The organism is Streptomyces sp. LS-MS-L19 (assembly GCF_058382285.1).
Map to the genome: position 1 here is coordinate 1117752 of NZ_JBYCLL010000001.1, position 19029 is coordinate 1136780.

Below are 19029 nucleotides of genomic sequence, written 5' to 3' on the forward strand. Positions count from 1 at the left end.
TGTGGAACGGTTCACGCGTCACCGCAGTATCGTCTTCACCATGCACAGATCAACAGAGGGCAACGAACCTGTAATGAAGGGACCATGGGTGACCACTGTGCTTTTCGGCCGCGTGCCGTACGTGACGGCCGTCCTGGCGGCCGTCGCAGCCCTGGCCCTCGCGGGCTGCGACTCCGACGCGGACCCCAAGTCGGCTTCGTCGACCGGGCCTTCGGTACTGGTGCCGGGCAAGCCGGGTGAGGCGAACCGCACGCTCTCCGCGCAGGACGCCGAGGAGCAGCGCGCCGACGACGACACCCCGAACTCGGCGGACGTGTCCTACGCCCGCATGATGATCGCGCACCACGCCCAGGCCCTGGAGCTGACCGAACTGGCCCCGACGCATGCCGAGTCGGCGAAGCTCAAGGCCCTCGCCGAGCGGATCTCGGCCGCCCAGGGACCGGAGATCGAGGCGATGCGGGCTTGGCTGAAAGAGCACGGCCAGTCCGAGAAGAGCGAGGGGCACTCGCACGCCACGATGCCCGGCATGGCGACCGAGGCCCAGCTGAAGAACCTGCGGGCGGCGAAGGGGAAGGCGTTCGACGAGCTCTTCCTCACGCTGATGATCACTCACCACCAGGGGGCGATCACCATGGCGACGGAGGTCAAGGGGCAGGGCAACAACATCCGGATCGAGGAGATGGCGGACGACGTGGTGGCCCAGCAGACGAGCGAGATCAACCGGATGCGGAACATGCTCTGAGCAGCGCTTCTCGACCCGACAGGACTGTTCAGCGCCGGGCGTGACGCGGCGTCAGGAATCCGGCGTCACGCGCCTGGGAGATGAGCCGGAGCGACTTGCGGCGGCTGTGCCCGGTCGCGCACATCACCGCGAGGACCGGGTCGACGCCGTCCTCCTGGGCGGCCCGGTACTCCTGCGCGATCAGCCATCGCCCCTCGATCCCGCGGGGCCAGGCCGGGCGCGCGCGACTCGCGCCACCCGCCCCGGCATCGGCCTCCGCCTCGGGCCGCCGGCCGCACGCCTCGAAGAGGGGCCCCTCGATCCAGTCCGCGAGCACGCCCAGGTCGTCGAGCGACAGCGCCGGCTGCGCCCGCACGTCCTCCAGGGAGACACCGTCCTCGGTCACCACCGCGAGCGTGTCCACCCGGGCACCGTCGGCGAAGGCCAGCCGGACGTGGAACCACGCCGTCGCGCCCCCGTCCTCCCGCACTTCCCACGCGGGCCACACGGACACGCGGCCGTCCGTCGGACAACGATCAGAAAGATTAAGAAAGGATGCTTCTAGCACATACGCAACGTAACCGCATGATCACACTCCCTGTGAACGGACACGCACGCCGAGGCCGCTCCGGCACCCTGTCAGAGCAGCACCGGCGGTGCGATCCTGGAGGTGTCAGCGACTCCTCTCGTAAGGAGTTCCGCCGTGCTGCGTGTCGCCGTCGTCGGCTCCGGGCCCAGCGGGTGCTACACCGCCCAGAGCCTCGTCCAGCAGGACCCCGACGTGCTCGTCGACGTCCTGGACCGGTTGCCCTGCCCCTACGGCCTGGTGCGCTACGGAGTGGCGCCGGACCACGAGAAGATCAAGTCGCTCCAGAACAACCTGCGCGCGGTCCTGGAGCACGAGCGGGTGCGGTTCCTCGGTGGTGTCGGGGTCGGCCCGGACGGAGTGCCGGCCGCGCGGCTGCGCGAGCTGTACCACGCGGTCGTGCACTGCGTGGGCGCCGCGACCGACCGCCGGCTGGGCATTCCGGGCGAGGACCTGCCGGGCAGCTGGTCGGCGACCGAGTTCGTGTCCTGGTACAGCGCGCACCCCGACGCCACGGCCGACGGTTTCGTCGTGGGGGCGCGGTCGGCGGTGGTCATCGGCGTCGGCAACGTCGCGGTCGACGTGACGCGGATGCTGGCGCGCGGGGTGACGGAGCTCAGCCCCACCGACATCCCGCAGCCCGCGCTGACCGCGCTGGCGGCCAGCCGGGTGACGGACGTCCACATGGTCGGCCGGCGCGGCCCCTCCCAGGCCCGCTTCACCACCAAGGAGCTGCGCGAGCTGGGCTCGCTGCCGGACGTCGAAGTGGCGGTACGGGCCGAGGAGTTGGCGCGGGACCCGGCGTACCTGGACCCCGCCGCCCTGCCCGCGCCTCAGCGCCGGAACGTGGAGGTACTGCGGGGCTGGGCGGGAGCAGCCCCGCAGCAGGCGCCCCGCACCATCTCGTTGCGCTTCTTCCTCCGCCCGGTCGAACTCCTCGCCGAGGGCGGCCGGGTGGGCGCGGTCCGCTTCGAGCGGACGGTGCCGGACGGGCGCGGTGGCGTGCGCGGGACCGGTGATTTCGAGGAGATCGAGGCGCAGTTGGTGCTGCGGTCGGTGGGGTACCGGGGTCTGCCGGTGGCGGGACTGCCGTTCGACGCGGAGAGCGGCACGGTGCCCAACATCGACGGCCGTGTCGTGCACGGCGGCTTCGTCGTGCGGGGCGAGTACGTGGCCGGCTGGATCAAGCGCGGCCCCACCGGAGTGATCGGCACCAACCGCCCGGACGCCAAGGAGACGGTGACGTCCCTGCTCGAGGACGCCCCCGTGCTCGTACGCAAAGAGCTGCACGGGGACCCGCTCGACGTGCTGCGGGCGGACGGCGTCGAGCCGGTCGAGTGGACGGGCTGGTGCGCGATCGAGCGAGCGGAAGCGGAGCTGGGTGCGTCGCTGGGCCGGGGCGTGGTGAAACTCCCCGACTGGCAGTCCCTGCTGAACGCCGCTCACGGCACGGCCCTTTAGGGCCCGCACGAGGCAACGAACCGGCAACACCCCGGACATCAACAAACTGTGCAAGGAGCTTACGGTCCCCCCATGACCAAGCACCCCGTCGACGAGGTCCCCCCGGTACGCCAACTCACCGCCTTCGGCCTCCAACACGTCCTCGCGATGTACGCCGGCGCCGTCGCCGTCCCCCTGATCGTCGGCAGCGCGATGAAGCTGTCACCGGCGGACCTCGCGTACCTCATCACCGCCGACCTCCTGGTGTGCGGTATCGCCACCCTCATCCAGTGCGTCGGCTTCTGGCGTTTCGGCGTACGCCTGCCGATCATGCAGGGCTGCACCTTCGCGGCCGTGTCCCCGATGGTGCTGATCGGCACCACGGGCGGCGGACTCCCGGCGATCTACGGCTCGGTCATCGTCGCGGGGCTCGCGATCATGCTGCTCGCACCCGTCTTCGGCAGGCTGCTACGCTTCTTCCCGCCGCTGGTCACCGGCACGGTGATCCTGATCATCGGGATCTCGCTGCTGCCGGTCGCGGGCAACTGGGCGGCCGGCGGGGTCGGTTCCGCGGACTTCGGTGCGCCGAAGAACCTCGCGCTGGCCGTGTTCGTGCTGGCGGTGGTACTCGGAGTGCAGCGGTTCGCCCCGGCCTTCCTGAGCCGGATCGCCGTGCTGATCGGCATCGCGGTGGGCCTGGCGGTGGCCGTCCCCTTCGGCTTCACGGACTTCGACGGGGTCGGGGACGCCGACTGGCTCGGCATCAGCACGCCGTTCCACTTCGGGGCGCCGACCTTCGAGTTCTCGGCGATCGTGTCGATGCTGGTGGTGGCACTGGTGACGATGACCGAGACGACCGGTGACCTGATCGCGGTCGGCGAGATGACCGACCGGAAAGTGGAGCCGCGCTCGCTGTCGGACGGTCTGCGCGCCGACGGCCTGTCCACCGTGCTCGGCGGCGTCTTCAACACGTTCCCGTACACGGCGTACGCGCAGAACGTGGGCCTGGTCGGCATGACCCGGGTGCGCAGCCGGTGGGTCGTCGCCACGGCCGGCGGCATCCTGGTGCTGCTGGGACTGCTGCCCAAGCTGGGCGCGGTGGTCGCGGCGATTCCGGCGCCGGTGCTCGGGGGCGCCGGTCTGGTGATGTTCGGGACGGTGGCGGCGAGCGGCCTCAGGACCCTCACCCAGGTGGACTTCCGGGGCAACAACAACCTGACGGTGGTGGCCGTCTCGGTCGCCATGGGGGTGCTGCCGGTCGGGGTGCCGACGATCTACGGGAAGTTCCCCGACTGGTTCCAGACGGTGATGAACAGCGGGATCAGCGCGGGCTGTCTGACGGCGATCGTGCTGAACCTGCTCTTCAACCACCTGCCCTCGAAGGCCGGTTCAGCCGCCGACCCGGACGGCCTGGCGGGTGGCGGCGTCGAGGAGGCTGTCGACAAGCCCCGGGAAGAGATCGTCTAGGTCGTCCCTGCGCAGGCCGTTCATCTTGGCCGTGCCCTGGTACACCTGCCGGATCACGCCGTTCTCGCGCAGCACCCGGAAGTGGTGGGTGGTCGTCGACTTGGTGACGGGAAGATCGAAGTGCGAACAGGAGAGCTCGGTGTCGGCCGCGGCGAGCTCTCGTACGATCCGCAGGCGCATCGGGTCGGAGAGCGCGTGCAGGATGCCCTCCAGGCGGATCTCGTCCCGCTCGGGGTGCGGAAGGGCACGGCTGCTGACGGCGGGGGAGGTCACGGCGGCTCCACTTCGGCGGGAGTCCCATTGTACGAGAACTCCCGTAGTTTGACATCTGACGTACTACGCTGCCTATCGTACGAGCCGACCGCCGGTCCCGTGACGATTGGAGCCCGCCGTGAGCGCACTCTTCGAGCCCTTCACCCTGCGTGACGTGACGATGGCGAACCGGGTGTGGATGCCGCCGATGTGCCAGTACTCGGCCGCCCCGGACGGCCCCGAGGCCGGCGCCCCGAACGACTGGCACTTCGCCCACTACGCGGCCCGCGCGGCCGGCGGTACCGGCCTGGTCGTCGTCGAGGCCACCGGCGTCAGCCCCGAGGGCCGTATCTCCCCCTACGACCTGGGGATCTGGAACGACACCCAGGTCGAGGCGTTCCGTCGCATCACCCGCTTCCTGGTCTCGCAGGGCACGGTCCCGGGGATCCAGCTCGCCCACGCCGGCCGCAAGGCCTCCACCGACCGCCCCTGGACGGGCGGCGCGCCCCTCGCCCCGGACGCGGGGGGCTGGCAGCCGCTGGGCCCGAGCGCGGTGGCCTTCGACGAGCGCCACCCGGTACCGACCGAGCTGACGTCCGCTCAGATCGCCGAAGTGGTCGGCCAGTTCGCGGACGCGGCCCGTCGCGCCCGCGCCGCCGGTTTCGAGGTCGCCGAGATCCACGGCGCCCACGGCTATCTGATCGGCAACTTCCTCTCCCCGCACAGCAACCACCGCACCGACGAGTACGGCGGCTCGTACGACAACCGCACCCGCTTCGCGCTGGAGGTCGTCGACGCGGTGCGCGCGGTCTGGCCCGACGACAAGCCCCTGTTCTTCCGCGTCTCGGCGACCGACTGGCTGGAGGAGGGCGGCTGGACCCCGGACGACACCGTCCGCTTCGCCCGCGACCTCCAGGCGCACGGCATCGATCTCCTGGACGTCTCCAGCGGCGGCAACGCCTCCGGCGTCCGCATCCCGGTCGGTCCCGGCTACCAGGTGCCCTTCGCCGCCCGTGTCAAGGCCGAGACCACGCTGCCGGTCGCCGCGGTGGGTCTCATCACGGACGCCGAGCAGGCCGAGAAGATCCTCTCCAACGGCGAGGCGGACGCGGTCCTGCTGGGCCGCGAGCTGCTGCGCAATCCGTCCTGGGCCCGGCACGCGGCACGCGAGCTGGGCGGGGACGTCCATGTGCCGGACCAGTACCACCGGTCGGTCTGACGCGGACGTCCCCGCCGGACGGCGTACAGACTCAACTCGTCGTGCACGCCTTCCCGTTGAGCGTGAAGCCACCCGGCGCGGCGGTGTTCCCGCTGTGGTTCGCCTGGTAGCCGATGCTGGCGCTCGCGTTCGGGGCGATCGTCGCGTTGTACGACGCGTTCGTGGCCGTCACCGCCCCCGAACCCGGGGCGTACGTGGCGCCCCAGCCGTTGGTGATGGTCTGGCCGCCGGGCAGGGTGAAGGCGAGCTGCCAGCCGTTGATCGCTGTCGTGCCGGTGTTGGTGACGGTGAGGGACGCGGTCAGGCCGGTGTTCCAGGCGTTGGTCGTGGCCGTCACCTTGCAGGCGCCGGGCTGCGGTTGGGGTGCGGGTCCGTCGCCGCCCAGGCCGAAGAAGGTCAGCGCGCGGTCGGCCATGCCCCAGCTGTACAGGTTGTGGCCGACGCCCTGGAGGCTGATGGCCTCCACGGGGGCCCGGTCACCGGTGGCCCCGTAGCGGGTGCGGGTCCAGCCGGAGACGGGCGAGTCGGTGGCGGCGGGCGTCTGGCTGACGCCGAGGACATTCGTCCACTGCTTGATCTCCTCCCCGAAGTTGGGGTAGCGCAGTACGTCGTCCTCGGTGCCGTGCCAGACCTGCATACGGGGCCGGGTGCCGGTGTAGCCGGGGTAGGCGGCGCGGACCAGGTTGCCCCACTCCTGCGGGGTGTGCGTGATCGTGCCGCCCGAGCAGGCGCTGTTCCACTCCGAGCCGTCCGTGGTCGCGAAGCAGCCGAAGGGAACGCCGGAGAAGGCGGCGCCCGCCGCGAAGACGTCCGGGTAGTCGCCGAGCAGGACGTTGGTCATCATCGCGCCGGAGGAGATGCCGGTGGCATAGATCCTGGTGGTGTCGGCGGAGTAGGCGTCGACCGTCCAGTCGATCATCGACTTGATGCCGACCGGGTCGCTGCCGCCGCCGCGCTTCAGCGCCTGCGGCGAGGACACGTCGAAGCACTTGCTGGCGCGGGTGACCGAGGGGTAGATGACCACGAACCCGTGGGTGTCGGCCAGTTGGGCCCATTCGGTGCCGTTGTACATGGCCGGTCCGGAGCCCGTGCAGTAGTGCACGGCCACGACGACGGCCGGGTGAGCGGTGACGTTGGCCGGCACGTACAGGTACATCTGGAGGTTGCTGGGATTCGTACCGAAGCCCGTGACCTCGGTGAGGGTCGCGGCCGGTACCGCCTCGGTGCGCGCCGAGGCCGTGGGTGCGGAGAGGAGGGCCGCCGCGAGTAACGACAGCACGGCCAGCAGCACCGAACCGAGCCGTCTCCGCGCGGGATTGCGGGGGGTGGTGGACACGTCCTTGCTCCTTTCCTTCAGCGGCAGGAGTTCTCGGAGATCCCCCGGAAGGGAGGCGTCCGGCGAGCATCGTGGCATGCACATGGCTGCCATGGAAGCGCTCCCACACGTCGAAAGAATTCGCTCGCACCCGCCATCCCCGCCCTCACCTGGGTGGCCGAATGTCTTCTGCGCAAAGCGTTGACTAGAAAGCGCTTGCCCCCTACCTTCCGTTCAGTGATGTGAACGGGTTCGAGGCGCCCGGCCCACACATCGCCGCTCTGCACTGCACCCGTCGTTCAGCATGGCGATTGCTTTTCACGTACATGTCCGACCCGCACCATGCAGGCACCACGAAGGGACGCACCCGCATGCGTACTCGCCCCCCACGTACACACGCGCAAAGATCCGCTCTGGCAGCCGGTGCGGCCGCGCTCGCGACGGCGGCCGCCCTGGCCGTCCCGCAGCCGGCCGGGGCAGCCGAGACCTCCCCCATCGGTTTCGGCGCCGGCACCACCGGCGGCGGCGGCGCTTCGGCGGTCACCGTCTCCACCCTGGCCGCCTTCAAGACGGCCGTCACCGGCAGCACGGCGAAGGTCGTCAAGGTCAACGGCCTGATCCCGCTGAGCGGGACGGTCGATGTCGGCTCCAACACCACGGTGCTGGGCGTCGGCTCGTCGTCCGGGTTCACCGGCGGCGGGCTGCGGCTGAAGAAGGTCACGAACGTCGTCGTGCGCAACCTGAACATCAGCAAGCCCCTCGCGCCCGCCGACGGCATCGAGGTGCAGGCCTCGACGAAGGTGTGGATCGACCACAACTCCTTCTCGGCGGACCGCGATCACGACAAGGACTACTACGACGGTCTGCTGGACATCAACCACGCCTCGGACAACGTCACGGTGTCCTGGAACACCTTCAAGGACCACTTCAAGGGCTCGCTCGTCGGCCACAGCGACAACAACGCGAGCGAGGACACCGGCCATCTGAGGGTGACGTACCACCACAACTGGTTCAACAACGTCAACTCGCGCATTCCCAGCCTGCGTTTCGGCACCGGGCACTTCTACGACAACTACGTCGTCGGTGCCGAGACCGCGGTGCACTCGCGCATGGGCGCCCAGATGCTCGTGGAGAACAACGTCTTCCGCAGCACCGGAGTCGCTGTCACCACGAACCGGAGCAGTGACGTGGACGGATACGCCAACCTGCGCGGCAACGACCTCGGCGGAGCCGCCACCGAGGTCTCCCGCGTCGGCACCTTCACCACCGCTCCGTACGGCTACACCGCCGAGCCCGCCTCCTCCGTCGTCGCCTCGGTGACCGGCGGCGCGGGCGCCGGAAAGATCTGACCACCCCAAACCGTCCGACCCCCCAACCGTCCACCCCCCATACGGAAGAAGGACTCGGGACATGACTTCTTCGGCACGTCCACGCGCGCGTACGCGTGCGCTGACCGGAGCCGCGGCCGCACTCGGCCTCTCGGTTGGCATGATCATGACAGTCAACGCGCCGACCGCCACCGCCGCCACCTGGCCCACCGCGAACGGCAGCCAGGCGGTCTCCTCGACCATCCAGCTGTCCGGCACCAAGGACTACGGGATGAAGCGCCTGTACGGCACGGGCGACCTGGGCAGCGGCAGCCAGGACGAGGACCAGGGGCCGATCCTGAACCTGGCCGCCGGTACCGTCCTCAAGAACGTCATCATCGGGGCCCCGGCCGCCGACGGCATCCACTGCGCGGGCAGCTGCACGCTCCAGAACGTGTGGTGGGAGGACGTCGGCGAGGACGCGGCCACCTTCCGCGGCTCCTCGTCGTCCAACGTGTACACCGTCTCCGGCGGTGGCGCGCGGTCGGCCAGCGACAAGGTGTTCCAGTTCAACGGCGCCGGGACGCTCAACGTCTCGAACTTCGCGGTGCAGAACTTCGGCACCTTCGTGCGCTCCTGCGGCAACTGCTCGACGCAGTACAAGCGGACGATCAACCTCAACACCATCGAGGCGACCTACTCGGGCAACAAGCTCGTCGGCATCAACACCAACTACGGCGACAGCGCGACCCTGAAGAAGATCACGATCGTCGGCGACTCCAGCAAGAAGATCATCCCGTGCCAGAAGTACATCGGGAACAACACGGGCAAGGAGCCGACCACCAACGGTTCCGGACCTGACAGTACTTACTGCAAGTACGCCACCTCCGACATCACCTACAGGTAGTCACGTCGGCAGGTGAAGGCGGCCGTACGAAGCGTCCCCGCACGACGCTTCGTACGGCCGCCGCGTCATGCGCGCAGGTGGTCCTGGGGCACGGTGTCCGCCAGCTCCCGCTGATAGGCCGCGTACGCGGAGCGCAGCCGCGCGCCGGGCCAGTCGGGCGGCAGGAGGGCGGGCGGCAGCACCGGGTCGGCGAGCAGATGCCGTACGACCGCCGCGAAGCCGGTGAGCCGGTCCGCGGGCCGGTCGGCGCGGGCGACATGGTCGAGCAGCGCCCGGGAGTCGGCCGCCCAGGCGTCGAGGGGCCACAGCGCGGCGGCGAGCTCGGGGCCGGGGCGGTCGGGGCGGGCCGTGTAGCGCTGGGCGACCGGGTCGAGGTCGTCCGGGAGCCGCCGTAGCAGATTGGCGGGGCGCAGCCAGACGCCCTCCCGGAGTTCGGCGAGCCGCAGGGCGGTCAACCGCGCGCGCAGCTCGGCACGTTCGGCGGGGCCGCGGCCCGTCGCGGTGATCACGACCATCTCCCAGTCGCCGCTCCACGCGCGCGTGGAGGGGTGCACGGAGTCGTCCTGGCGCCGCTGGCGCGCGAGCAGACGGTCGCTGAGGCCGTAGACGGTGTCGGCCCGGCGCAGATCACCGGCGCTCACCATCCGGCTGAGCGCGGCGCGCAGCGTGGACCCGCCGACCCCGAACGGCTCGACCGCGCGGACCAGGTCCTTCACCGGCATCTCCGGGGGATGCGCGCCCAGGAGCAGGCTCAGCACGACCGACCGCGCGGAGAGCGGTCGCAGGTCGAGTTCACCGGGCCGCACCGACGTGTTCCTCCGCATGGGCAGTCACTGTACGTCGTATTGCACTATTGCTACGGCCGCAGGAGAAGTGCAACAGTGGCTCCATGGCCTTCACACCCGCGCTCGAAGAGTCCGCGCAGTCCGGCACCCACGCCGTCACCAATCAGCCGCCTCCCCTCGCCCCGTACGACGCCGCCGACGACACCGTCCTGCTGGAAGGGCTGCGCCGCGAGGGCGCCGGCTGGGCCGAGGAGGAGCTCCGGCGGCTCGGGCTGCGGGCGGGCAGCGCCGAGGCCCAGGAGTGGGCGGAGCTGGCCAACCGGCACGAGCCGGTGCTGCGCACCCACGACCGCTACGGCAACCGTGTCGACGAGGTCGACTTCCATCCGAGCTGGCACCACCTGATGCGGACCGCCGTGGCCGAGGGACTGGCGGGTACGCCGTGGGCGGAGGACCGGCCCGGCGCCCATGTCGCCCGTACGGCGGGCGGGCTGGTGTGGGGACACACGGACGCGGGCCACGGCTGTCCCACGTCGATGACGTACGCGGCGATCCCGGCGCTGCGCAAGGAGCCGGAGCTCGCGAAGGTCTACGAGCCCTTGCTGACCGGACGTGAGTACGAGCCGGAGCTCAGGGTCCCGACCGAGAAGCGCGGGTTGCTCGCGGGCATGGGGATGACGGAGAAGCAGGGCGGCTCCGACGTCCGGACGAACACCACGGCGGCCACGCCGACCGCCGAGCCCGGTGTGTACACCCTGCGCGGGCACAAGTGGTTCACCTCGGCGCCGATGTGCGACGTCTTCCTGGTGCTGGCGCAGGCGCCCGACGGGTTGTCGTGCTTCCTCGTGCCGCGGGTCCTGCCCGACGGCAGCCGCAACACCTTCCGCATCCAGCGCCTCAAGGACAAGCTCGGCAACCGGTCCAACGCGTCTTCCGAGCCCGAGTTCGACCGGACCGTGGCCTGGCTGGTCGGTCCCGAGGGACAGGGCGTCAAGACGATCATCGAGATGGTCAACTGCACCCGCCTGGACTGCGTGATGATGTCGGCGACCCTGATGCGCAGGACCCTCGTCGAGGCGGGTCACCACGCCCGGCACCGCAGCGCGTTCGGCGCCCGGCTCATCGACCAGCCGCTGATGCGCAACGTCCTGGCCGACCTCGCGCTGGAGTCCGAGGCGGCCACCACGCTCACGCTCCGGCTGGCGGGCGCCGCCGACCGCGCGGTGCGCGGGGACGCCGGCGAGCAGGCGTTCCGCCGTATCGCCACCGCCGTCGGCAAGTACTGGGTCACCAAGCGCGGCCCGGCCTTCACCGCGGAGGCCCTGGAATGCCTGGGCGGCAACGGCTACGTGGAGGACTCGGGCATGCCCCGGCACTACCGGGAGGCACCCCTGCTGTCGATCTGGGAGGGCTCGGGGAACGTCAACGCCCTCGACGTCCTGCGGGCGTTGCGCCGCGAGCCGGACACCGCTCAGGCGCTGTTCGGCGAACTCGCCCTGGCGCAGGGGGCGGACGCCCGCCTCGACGCGGCCGTGGCCCGGTTGAAGGACCTGTTGGCGTCGGCCTCCGAGACCAGCGCCCGCCGCCTCGTCGAGCACATGGCCCTGACGCTCCAGGCCTCCCTTCTCGTCCGGCACGCCCCGGCCGCGGTCGCCGACGCCTTCTGCGCGAGCCGGCTCGGCGGCGACTGGGGGCACGCCTTCGGCACCCTGCCCGACACCGCGGACCTGGACGCCGTCCTCGCGCGGGCGCTGCCCGGCAACAACTGAGGCGGTTCCAGGACCACCTGGCGAGAACCGGACCGCCTCCCTGTCCGGATCGCTCACCGTCACCCACTGATTCCGCTTCGTTGTCAGTCCCGTGGTGCAGACTCCGATCAGTTGGTACTTCGCTGGGGAGGACAACGTGTTCACGGGGATCGACGAGGTCGACTGGGCCTCGCTGCGGCATGCCTACGGCAGCGCGGAGGATGTGCCCGCACTGCTGCGGGGACTCGCCTCCACGGACCGGGTCGAGCGGGAGACCGCCCTCGACGGGATGTACGGGGCCGTGCACCACCAGGGTGACGTGTACGACTCCACCCTGGCCTGCGTTCCGTTTCTGCTCGCGCTCGTGGCGAGCCGGGAGGTCGCGGACCGGGCGGGCATCGTCGAACTGCTGGTGAGCATCGGGACGGCCGACGCCGAGGCCGGCCTCTCCGCGCGGGCCGGTGTCGGGGTGCGGGCCGGTGCCGAGGTGTTCGTCCGGCTGGCGGGGGACGCCGACCCCTCCGTCCGCCGGACCGCGCCGGGGGCGCTCGTCCGCTTCCTGGACGAACCGGTGCGCGTGCTGGGCCTGTTACGGGAGCGGTGCACGGTGGAGCGGGACGACCGGGTCCTGCTCGCCCTCACCGAGGGCCTGGGTCTGTTCGTAGGGCGCCATCCCGCGCACGTGGCCGAGGCGCTGGAGCTGCTCACGGCGCAGAGCTCCGCGCCGTACGCCCCCGGACCGCGGCTGGCCGCCCTGGGCCAGCTCGCCGCCTGCGCACCCGACCGTCTTCCACCCGACCTGGTCCCGGTCGCCCTCGGGCTGCTCGGAGAGCGGTCCGCTCGGCGGCCCGCCGGACGGACCGGCGCGGACTGTCCCCACTCCGACGGTCTCGCGAGTCGGCTACGGCGGCTGCGTCCCTCGGACGAGGAGGGCTCGCAGCTGCTGCGGACCCTGCACCGCGGGCTCGGTGACCGGCTCGACGAACGCAAGGCCCTTCTCCAGGGCCAGTTGACCTGCCCCGACGTCGTCGACCGGTGCAATGCCGTCTGGATGTCGGCGGGGCTGTTCCGTGAGTGGCGGGCCGACTGGTCCGAGCCGGTGGCGTTGATCGGCGCGCAACTCGGTCACGGGGAGGGCCGGTTGCGTGATGCCGCGGTGTCCGTCCTGGAGGACCTCTTCACCCTGGCCGCCTCCGCCGCCGACGATCTGGCCGCTCTGGTGACCTCCCGGCCCGATCTGTGGGTACGGCTGTGGGAGCGCGGGGCGCCGACACTCGGCGGTCCGCTCAAGGCGCTCGCCAGGAGCGGGGACCGCCGGGCGGTGCCGGCGCTGTCGGAGGTGCTGGACAGTCCTGTCGTACCGGACGATCTGGGGCAGGTGATCGGCCATCTGGGCCCTGCGGCGGCCCCGTTGGCACCCGCGCTGCGTCGCCGGCTGGGCGAGACCAGGCTGGACTCCCCCGGGGTGTTCGAGCGGGCCGTACCGCTGCTGTCGGCGGTGGCCGCGCTGGGCGACGCGGAGGCGGTGCCGGAGGTGCTGCGGCTGGTGCGGGGCGTGCCGGTGGGGCTGCGGCTGCGGGACGCGGTGGTGGAGTCGGCCGTCCGTGCGCTCGACACGCTCGGGAGTGTGGGCGCGAGCGCGGTGGCGCCCGAGGTCGTACCGGTGCTGCGGGAGCTGCTGGGGACGGAGCACGCGGCGGTCGCGGCGGGGGCGTTGTGGTCCGTGGAGGCGGACGCGTCGGCCGTACTGCCCGTGCTGACGGCCGAGTTGGCGGAGGGGCGGCCTCGACGGCGACCCGCCGCGGAGGTGCTGGCGCGGCTGGGACCCGAGGCGGCGTCGGCGTCGGCGGGGCTGCGGCGGATGGTCCGGGCGGACGACCTGTGGGAGCGGGTCTCCGCCGCGTGCGCGCTGTGGCGGATCACCGGGGACGCGGACCTGGCGGCGCCGGTCCTGCGCGCGGCCTGATCGGAGAACCCTTACACCCGCCGGACCATCACGACCTGCCTCGCCGCGCTGGGGCCCGCGGGAACGCCGCTCCACGATCTCCTCCGCGCGGAAGTCGCCGCCCGGCGCCGGCATCTGGCGGTACCGGGGGGTGGGCGCGGCAGTCAGGACGTGCTGGAGGACGAGCGGTTGGTGGGGGCGTGTGGGGACGTGTTGGCGGGGCGGTAGGGCGGAGGTGTGCTCGTTGGGAGGGGCGGGAGGGGCGGGAGGGGAGAGGAGGGGCGCGGCGGCGGGGTGAACGGTCCGGCGATCCGCCGCACGCCTGGCCCCTGCCCGCCCCTGCATGTCTCCTCCCGACCGCTCACCTCCGGCCCTGTAGGGCGCTCGCCCCCGGCCCCGCAGGCGCTCACCGCCCGTCCGCGCGCCTCCCGCCCCACAGCGGGCCGAAGTGGGCCCAGTCCGTGTCCCACTGGTCCAGGCGGCGGCGTTCCAGGCGGCTGCGGAGGACCCGGGCGCCGACGAAGGGGACGGCCGCGGTACTGATGCCGACCAGGCCGCCGATCATCGCCGCGCGGATCTGGGCCTGGCCCCGGGTCGCGGGCTGGGTCATCAGGCGGCCGTGGGCGTCGGTCCAGATGGTCACCGGCGTGCCCTGGGTGCTGCCGGGGTCGACGCGCACCTGGCCGGTGTGGTCGGAGCCGTCGGCCCCGGTCCAGGCCACCTCGCCCCACACCCGCTCACCACTGGACGTACCCGGGTCGGCCGTACCGGGTGCGTGTTCGGTGAGCCGGGCCACGACCGGCCGCCATTCGACGCGCTCCCGCGCCAGCTGGTGTTCGACGGACCGGCTCACCGCCAGCCCCGCACCCACCCCCGCCAATAAGGTGAGCAGCCAGGCACCGAGCACGACCCACGCCTCGACGGTGTCGGCACGGCGTCTGAGCGGATTGCGCCGCCACCGCCACAGCCAGACCTTGGGACCACGGAACGCCATCGAAGGCATCCTCCTCATGAGCGACGGGCGCACGAACATGCCGGACCGCTCTCCCATACGGGAGAGTCCCCCTCGATGCTCACGGCTCACGGCGAGTTCTCCGTCACCACGGTGCACCGGTCGCCCACCTTCGCGGGCATCTTCGCGAAAGCCGCCCGTCAAGGGCGGCGGCCGGTTACCATCCCCGCCCCGACCTGCCCTGACCTGCGGCGGAGCCGTTCCCGGAGGTGACTGTCAGTGGTGGGGTGCAGACTGGCCGGTGGCTGGGACAAAGACGTCAAAGCACAGCGGAGGTGACCGGTATGACCGAGAAGCTGCTGGCCGTGGGGACACGCAAGGGCCTGTTCATCGGGCGGGCGCGCGGCGGCACATGGGAGTTCGACGAGAGCCCGTACTTCAACGCGCAGGCCGTCTACTCGGTCGCGATCGACACCCGGGGCGACCGTCCGCGGCTCCTGGCCGGCGGGGACAGCGCGCACTGGGGGCCGTCCGTGTTCCACTCCGACGACCTGGGCCGCACCTGGACGGAGCCCGCGCAGCCGGCCGTGAAGTTCCCCAAGGACACCGGGGCCTCGCTGGAGCGGGTCTGGCAGCTGCACCCGGCGGCCGCCGAACCGGACGTGGTGTACGCGGGCACGGAACCGGCCGCGCTGTACCGCTCGGAGGACCGCGGGGAGAGCTTCGAGCTGGTCCGGCCCCTGTGGGAGCATCCGACCCGTTCGAAGTGGGTGCCGGGCGGCGGTGGCGAGGGCCTGCACACCGTCCTGACCGACAAACGGGACCCGCGTGCGGTGACGGTGGCCGTCTCCACGGCCGGGGTGTTCCGTACGAAGGACGGCGGGGCGAGCTGGGAGCCCGCCAACTCCGGTGTCTCCGCGGTGTTCCTGCCCGATCCGAACCCGGAGTTCGGCCAGTGCGTCCACAAGGTCGCCCGGGACGCGGCCGACCCGGACCGGCTGTACCTCCAGAACCACTGGGGTGTGTACAGAAGCGACGACGCGGGCGGGCACTGGACGGACATCGGCGAGGGGCTGCCGTCCACTTTCGGCTTCGCGACGGCCGCGCACCCGCATCGCGGCGCGACCGCGTACGTCTTCCCGATCAACGCCGACGCGGACCGGGTCCCGGCCGACCACCGCTGCCGGGTGTTCCGCACGGCGGACGCGGGCAAGAGCTGGGAGCCCCTCACCGCCGGGCTCCCGCAGGAGGACCACTACGGCACGGTGCTGCGGGACGCGATGTGCACGGACGACGCGGACCCGGCCGGCGTCTACTTCGGCAACCGCAACGGCGAGGTGTACGCCTCGGCCGACGACGGCGACAGCTGGCGGCAGCTGGCCTCCCATCTGCCGGACGTGCTGTGCGTACGGGCTGCGGTGATCGGCTGATCCAGACGTCGATCCGGAGACCGGGTGCCGGCACACTCCCGTGGACTGACCTCACGTACATTCGCACATGCCACCCTGACAGATCACAGCTCCGGCTTATGCGATGAGACAGGAGACTTTGACCTCGCATATGCGGCACTATGATCGATGGCGGGGAGCTCACCGCCGAACGTGACGTGAGGGAGTGGACCCGTGATGACCCGTTCCGTGCGCACCCGCCGGCCCGTGCGGGTGGCCGCCCTGGGCGCCGCCGCGCTGCTGGCTCTGAGCGCCTGCTCGTCCTCCGACGACTCGGACTCCGCGACGTCGGGCTCCTCGGCTTCGGCGTCGGCCCCGGCGGCGAAGATCTCCGGTGACATCACCGTCTTCGCCGCCGCCTCGCTCAAGGAGAGCTTCACGACGCTGGGCCAGGAGTTCGAGAAGGCCCACCCCGGCACCAAGGTCACCTTCAGCTTCGGGGGCAGCGACTCCCTCGCCGCGTCCATCACCGGTGGGGCGCCCGCGGACGTGTTCGCCTCCGCCAGCCCCAAGACGATGAAGGTCGTCACGGACGCGCAGGACAACGCCGACGCCCCCGCCACCTTCGTCCGCAACCAGCTGGAGATCGCCACCCTGCCCGGCAACCCCGACAAGGTCGCCTCGCTGAAGGACCTCACCGACAAGGATCTGAAGGTCGTCCTGTGCGACAGGACGGTCCCCTGCGGTGCCGCCGCCGAGAAGGCGCTCACCGCGAGCAAGGTGAAGCTCACCCCGGTGTCCTACGAGGAGGACGTCAAGTCCGCGCTCAACAAGGTGGTGTTGAAGGAGGCCGACGCGGCCGTCGTGTACAGGACCGATGTGAAGGCGGCAGGTGACAAGGTGGAGGGCGTGGAGTTCCCCGAGTCAGCCGACGCCATCAACGACTACCCCATCGCCCTGCTCAAGGAGTCGAGGAACACCGGGACCGCCAAGGCGTTCATCGCGCTGGTGCGGTCCGCCGAGGGCCAGAAGGTCCTGACCGCGGCCGGGTTCCTCCAGCCGTGACGTTCCGCTCCGCGGGCCGGGCCGACGCCGCGGACACCCTCACCGGTGGTCCGCGGCGCCGCCGTGCCCTCAGGAGCGGTGCTCCGCTGCCGCTGCTCGTGCCCGCCCTGATCGGCCTGGCGTTCCTGACGCTGCCGCTCGTCGCCCTGCTGATCAGGGCTCCCTGGCGCAGCATGCCCGACCTGCTCACCAGCTCCGAGGTCTGGCAGGCACTCCGGCTCTCCCTGGTGTGCGCGACCGCGGCGACCGCGGTGAGTCTCGTCATCGGGGTTCCCCTGGCCTGGCTGCTGGCCCGCGTGGACTTCCCCGGCCGCGGTGTCGTGCGGGCCCTGGTCACGCTGCCCCTGGTGCTGCCCCCGGTGGTCGGCGGTGTCGCCCTGCTGATGGCGCTGGGCCGCAACGGGGTCGTCGGCAAGTGGCTGGACACCTGGTTCGGCATCACGCTCCCCTTCACCACCACCGGGGTCGTGATCGCCGAGGCCTTCGTGGCGATGCCGTTCCTCGTCATCAGCGTCGAGGGCACCCTGCGCGCCGCCGATCCCCGCTTCGAGGAGGCCGCCGCCACGCTCGGCGCGTCCCGCTTCACCGCGTTCCGCCGCGTCACCCTCCCGCTCATCGCCCCCGGTATCGCGGCCGGTGCGGTGCTGGCCTGGGCGCGTGCGCTGGGCGAGTTCGGTGCGACGATCACCTTCGCCGGCAACTTCCCGGGCCGCACCCAGACCATGCCGCTGGCCGTCTACCTCGCCCTCCAGAACGACCCGGAGTCCGCGATCGCCCTCAGCCTGGTCCTGCTCGCCGTCTCCGTCGCGGTCCTGGCCGGACTGCGCGACCGCTGGATGACCGCCTCATGACCGTGCCCCTCGAGACCGCCCCCGCGGCGGGCCTCGACGCCCGTCTCGTGGTCGAGCGCGGCTCCTTCCGCCTCGACGTCACGCTCACGGCGGCACCCGGCGACGTGGTCGCGCTCCTGGGCCCGAACGGGGCCGGCAAGACCACGGCGCTGCGGGCGCTGGCCGGTCTCGTGCCGCTGTCCGGCGGTCATCTACGGCTGGACGGCGCCGAGTTGGACCGTACGCCGCCGGAGTCCCGCCCCGTCGGGGTCGTCTTCCAGGACTACCTGCTCTTCCCCCACCTGACCGCACTCGACAACGTGGCCTTCGGCCCGCGCTGCCACGGGGCGGGCAAGGCGGAGGCCCGCGCGCAGGCCGCCGTATGGCTGGAGCGCATGGACCTCACCGCGCACGCGTCCGCCAAGCCCCGGCGGCTGTCGGGCGGTCAGGCCCAACGGGTGGCCCTCGCCCGCGCGTTGGCCACGAACCCGCGGCTGCTGCTCCTCGACGAACCCCTCGCCGCGCTCGACGCCCGCACCCGTCTCGACGTCCGTGCCCAACTCCGCCATCATCTGGCCGATTTCGAGGCCGTCGCCGTCCTCGTCACGCACGATCCACTGGACGCCATGGTCCTCGCCGACCGCCTCGTCGTCGTCGAGGACGGCCGGATCGTCCAGCAGGGCACCCCGGCGCACATCGCCCGGCACCCTCGCACCGACTACATCGCCCACCTGGTCGGTCTCAATCTCTACCGAGGCGAGGCGCGGGGGCACACCGTCCAGGTCGAGGGCGGGGCGGAGGTCACCACCACCGAGGACCTCACCGGTCCCGTCTTCGTCGCCTTCCCGCCCAGCGCGGTCACCCTCCACCGCGACCGGCCGACCGGCTCCAGCGCCCGCAACCTCTGGCGCTGCGAGGTCGCAGGGCTGGAGACGCACGGCGACCAGATCCGCGCCGCGCTCACCGGGCAACTCCCCCACGCCGCCGACCTCACGACCATCGCCGCCGCGGAACTCGACCTGCGGCCGGGGGCCACCGTATGGGCCACGGTGAAGGCGACACAGACACACGCGTACCCGGCATGAGGCGGGCGGCACGGCGA

16 protein-coding genes and 1 pseudogene are annotated in these 19029 nt (G+C 71.6%); 12 read left to right on the forward strand and 5 right to left on the reverse strand.

Annotation, left to right across the window (positions count from 1 at the left end):
- Positions 1 to 73 precede the first annotated feature (73 nt).
- Positions 74 to 742, forward strand: coding sequence for a DUF305 domain-containing protein (locus tag AC2XR2_RS04895; protein ID WP_381302248.1), 669 nt, complete (start codon positions 74 to 76; stop codon positions 740 to 742).
- 28 nt (positions 743 to 770) lie between these two features.
- On the opposite strand, the gene AC2XR2_RS04900 is transcribed toward AC2XR2_RS04895, so the two are convergent.
- Positions 771 to 1235, reverse strand: coding sequence for a DUF6214 family protein (locus tag AC2XR2_RS04900; protein ID WP_381302207.1), 465 nt, complete (start codon positions 1233 to 1235; stop codon positions 771 to 773).
- A 189-nt stretch (positions 1236 to 1424) separates the two neighbouring features.
- On the opposite strand from AC2XR2_RS04900, the gene AC2XR2_RS04905 reads away from it, so the two are divergent.
- Both AC2XR2_RS04905 and AC2XR2_RS04910 read left to right on the forward strand, forming a co-directional pair.
- Positions 1425 to 2768 (forward strand): FAD-dependent oxidoreductase, encoded by a 1344-nt coding sequence (locus AC2XR2_RS04905; protein ID WP_491514379.1) that lies wholly within the window; start codon positions 1425 to 1427, stop codon positions 2766 to 2768.
- Positions 2769 to 2840: 72 nt separating this feature from the next.
- Positions 2841 to 4214, forward strand: coding sequence for a nucleobase:cation symporter-2 family protein (locus AC2XR2_RS04910; RefSeq protein ID WP_381302203.1), 1374 nt, complete (start codon positions 2841 to 2843; stop codon positions 4212 to 4214).
- Here AC2XR2_RS04910 and AC2XR2_RS04915 read toward each other — a convergent pair.
- Positions 4137 to 4487, reverse strand: a complete 351-nt coding sequence (locus AC2XR2_RS04915; RefSeq protein ID WP_381302202.1) for an ArsR/SmtB family transcription factor — start codon at positions 4485 to 4487, stop codon at positions 4137 to 4139. The two genes, AC2XR2_RS04910 and AC2XR2_RS04915, sit on opposite strands and share 78 nt — an antisense overlap.
- Positions 4488 to 4605: 118 nt before the next feature.
- Between AC2XR2_RS04915 and AC2XR2_RS04920 the strand changes: the two genes are divergently transcribed.
- Positions 4606 to 5685, forward strand: coding sequence for an NADH:flavin oxidoreductase/NADH oxidase (locus tag AC2XR2_RS04920; RefSeq protein ID WP_491514380.1), 1080 nt, complete (start codon positions 4606 to 4608; stop codon positions 5683 to 5685).
- Between the two features lie 31 nt (positions 5686 to 5716).
- Here the strand turns inward: AC2XR2_RS04920 and AC2XR2_RS04925 are convergent, their stop codons facing one another.
- Positions 5717 to 6976, reverse strand: a complete 1260-nt coding sequence (locus AC2XR2_RS04925) for an extracellular catalytic domain type 1 short-chain-length polyhydroxyalkanoate depolymerase (protein WP_491518410.1) — start codon at positions 6974 to 6976, stop codon at positions 5717 to 5719.
- A gap of 395 nt (positions 6977 to 7371) precedes the next feature.
- On the opposite strand from AC2XR2_RS04925, the gene AC2XR2_RS04930 reads away from it, so the two are divergent.
- Both AC2XR2_RS04930 and AC2XR2_RS04935 read left to right on the forward strand, forming a co-directional pair.
- Positions 7372 to 8349, forward strand: coding sequence for a pectate lyase family protein (locus AC2XR2_RS04930; protein WP_449352842.1), 978 nt, complete (start codon positions 7372 to 7374; stop codon positions 8347 to 8349).
- Between the two features lie 61 nt (positions 8350 to 8410).
- On the forward strand, positions 8411 to 9214 hold the full coding sequence (locus AC2XR2_RS04935; RefSeq protein WP_381302198.1) for a pectate lyase: 804 nt from the start codon (positions 8411 to 8413) through the stop codon (positions 9212 to 9214).
- A gap of 65 nt (positions 9215 to 9279) precedes the next feature.
- Here AC2XR2_RS04935 and AC2XR2_RS04940 read toward each other — a convergent pair whose 3' ends face one another.
- A complete protein-coding gene (locus AC2XR2_RS04940; RefSeq protein ID WP_381302197.1) occupies positions 9280 to 10038 on the reverse strand; it encodes a PaaX family transcriptional regulator C-terminal domain-containing protein in 759 nt (252 codons plus the stop codon).
- A 65-nt stretch (positions 10039 to 10103) separates the two neighbouring features.
- Between AC2XR2_RS04940 and AC2XR2_RS04945 the strand changes: the two genes are divergently transcribed.
- A complete protein-coding gene (locus tag AC2XR2_RS04945) occupies positions 10104 to 11768 on the forward strand; it encodes an acyl-CoA dehydrogenase family protein (protein WP_491514381.1) in 1665 nt (554 codons plus the stop codon).
- 136 nt (positions 11769 to 11904) lie between these two features.
- Positions 11905 to 13920: pseudogene (locus tag AC2XR2_RS04950) on the forward strand (HEAT repeat domain-containing protein).
- A gap of 178 nt (positions 13921 to 14098) precedes the next feature.
- Here the strand turns inward: AC2XR2_RS04950 and AC2XR2_RS04955 are convergent.
- Positions 14099 to 14686: an Rv1733c family protein gene (locus tag AC2XR2_RS04955; protein ID WP_491514382.1), complete on the reverse strand. Its 588-nt coding sequence runs from the start codon at positions 14684 to 14686 to the stop codon at positions 14099 to 14101.
- Positions 14687 to 14988: 302 nt separating this feature from the next.
- Here AC2XR2_RS04955 and AC2XR2_RS04960 point away from each other — a divergent pair, with 302 nt between their 5' ends.
- From AC2XR2_RS04960 to AC2XR2_RS04975, 4 genes are all read left to right on the forward strand, one after another.
- Entirely contained in the window at positions 14989 to 16074 is a 1086-nt protein-coding gene (locus tag AC2XR2_RS04960) for a WD40/YVTN/BNR-like repeat-containing protein (protein ID WP_330268595.1), read from the forward strand.
- A 195-nt stretch (positions 16075 to 16269) separates the two neighbouring features.
- Entirely contained in the window at positions 16270 to 17097 is an 828-nt protein-coding gene (modA, locus tag AC2XR2_RS04965; protein ID WP_491514383.1) for a molybdate ABC transporter substrate-binding protein, read from the forward strand.
- On the forward strand, positions 17094 to 17948 hold the full coding sequence (gene modB, locus AC2XR2_RS04970; RefSeq protein WP_381302193.1) for a molybdate ABC transporter permease subunit: 855 nt from the start codon (positions 17094 to 17096) through the stop codon (positions 17946 to 17948). The genes modA and modB overlap by 4 nt, the downstream gene beginning before the upstream one ends.
- Complete coding sequence (locus AC2XR2_RS04975; RefSeq protein ID WP_491514384.1) at positions 17945 to 19012, forward strand: ABC transporter ATP-binding protein; 1068 nt, start codon at positions 17945 to 17947, stop codon at positions 19010 to 19012. Before modB ends, AC2XR2_RS04975 begins: the two co-directional genes overlap by 4 nt.
- Positions 19013 to 19029 lie beyond the last annotated feature (17 nt).